This window comes from Sphingopyxis sp. (genome assembly GCF_035565275.1).
GTDB lineage: Bacteria > Pseudomonadota > Alphaproteobacteria > Sphingomonadales > Sphingomonadaceae > Sphingopyxis.
Genome location: NZ_DATMST010000217.1, coordinates 1 through 1,912 on the forward strand (window position 1 = coordinate 1; position 1,912 = coordinate 1,912).

A 1,912-nucleotide genomic window follows, 5' to 3' on the forward strand; every position below is an offset into this window, starting at 1 on the left:
GCATCGCCGCGCGTTCGCGGGCGATGGCACGCCCGACCTGCGGCATTCGCGCCGCGGGCGTTCCGGCACGCGGGCTATAGGGAAAGATATGGCCGAAAACGATGTCGCAGTCGTCGATCAGCGCCAGCGAGTTCGCGAACATTGCCTCGTCTTCGGTGGGGAAGCCCGCGATCAGGTCGGCGCCGATCGCAAGTCCGGGCCGCGCGGTCTTGAGCCGTTCGATCAGCGCCAAGGCATCGGCGCGGCGGTGGCGGCGTTTCATGCGCGTCAGCACCATGTCGTCGCCCGCCTGCAGCGACAGGTGGACGTGCGGCATCACCCGCGCTTCTCCGGTCAGCAGCGCGAACAACGCATCGTCGATCCGGTCGGGGTCGAGCGACGACAGGCGCAGCCGCTCGATCGGCAACGCCAGCAAAGCCTCGACCAGCGTCGCGAGGCTGGTGCCGCTGTCGTCGCCATAGCTTGCAAGGTCGACCCCGGTCAGGATGATCTCGCGCTGCCCGCGATCGATGGCGGTCTGCGCGGATGCGCGGACGGCATCGACGGTCGCGGACCGGGCCGTCCCGCGTGCGAGCACCGTCGCGCAAAAGGTGCAGCTATGCGAACAGCCCGTCTGGACGCCAAGGAAGGCGCGTGCATGATCGGCGCCCGAAAGGGCCGGCGCATAGGGCAGGGCGGCGACAGCGGCAGCTTCGCCGCCGTAGCTTTGCGCAAGGCTCTTGGCATCGTTGCGCACCACCCGCGCGCCCATTTCGGCAAAGCGATCGGCTTCGAGTTCCGCCGCGCATCCGGTCACCACCACCGCGGCGCCCGGCCGCTCGCGGAGCGCCCGCCGCACTGCCTGCCGTGCCTGTCGCACGGCCTCGTCGGTCACCGCGCAGCTGTTGAAAACGATCGTATCGCGTGCGCCGGCGGCCCTGACCGCCGCACGAATCCCTTCGCCTTCGGCGATATTCAGCCGGCAACCGAAATTGACGACCTCCTGCCGGTCGGCGAGGGATGCGCTCATCCGAACTGCGCCCAGTCGGTCTCGCCCTCGTACACGCGCGTCGCGGCGCCGCTCATCACGATCGGCTCGCCCGGTGCCCAGCGGATGACGAGGTCGCCGCCGGGCAGCGAGACCGTCACCGGCGACTGGACGAGGCCGGCGCGGATCGCCGCGACCGCGGTCGCGCACGCACCGGTACCGCACGCCTGCGTCAGCCCGACGCCGCGTTCCCATACGCGCAGTTGCAGCTGGTTCTCGCCATCGAGGCTTGCGACATTGACGTTGACGCGCTCGGGAAACAGCGGATCGGTCTCGATCCGCGGGCCGAGCTCGGCGAGCGGAACGGCATCGGCCTCGGGCACGAAAAAGACGATGTGCGGATTGCCGACATTGACCCCGGCGCCATGCTCCAGTTCGTCCCACGCGACGGGCATGTCGCGCGTGTCCATCGGCATGGCGAGCGGGATATGCTCCCAGTCGAATTCGGGCTCGCCCAGCACAACCTCGGCACCACCATCGGCCGGCGTGACGCGCAGCATGCCGCCCAGTGTCTCGATCACCGCGGGCTTGCCGATCAGCGTCGCGACGCAGCGCGTCGCGTTGCCGCACGCCTCGACCTCGCCGCCGTCGGCGTTGAAGATGCGCATCTTGACGTCGGCATTTGCGGACGGTTCGAGCAGGATCAGCTGGTCGCACCCGATGCCGTGGCGGCGGTCGGCGATCGCGTGCGCGCGCCCCGGCGTCATCTCGACGGGCGCCACGCGCGCGTCGATCACGACGAAGTCGTTGCCGAGGCCATGCATCTTGGTGAAGCGGTCTGCCATAGTCCGCGCATGTAAGGGCGCGGGCGCGCGAAGTCTAGCGATGCGGCGGGATCAGGCCGTCTTGCGCAGCGGCGCGTCTTCGCTGGCGTCGCGGGCGGGG

At 69.7% G+C, this 1,912-nt stretch carries 2 protein-coding genes; both read right to left on the reverse strand.

From position 1 onward, the window contains the following. On the reverse strand, positions 1-1,009 hold a 1,009-nt coding region (locus tag VN047_RS15130), incomplete at its 3' end, for a radical SAM protein (RefSeq protein WP_325544069.1). Continuing rightward, positions 1,006-1,812, reverse strand: a complete 807-nt coding sequence (dapF, locus tag VN047_RS15135; RefSeq protein ID WP_325544071.1) for a diaminopimelate epimerase — start codon at positions 1,810-1,812, stop codon at positions 1,006-1,008. The genes VN047_RS15130 and dapF, both read right to left, overlap by 4 nt. Between the last annotated feature and the right edge of the window lie 100 nt (positions 1,813-1,912).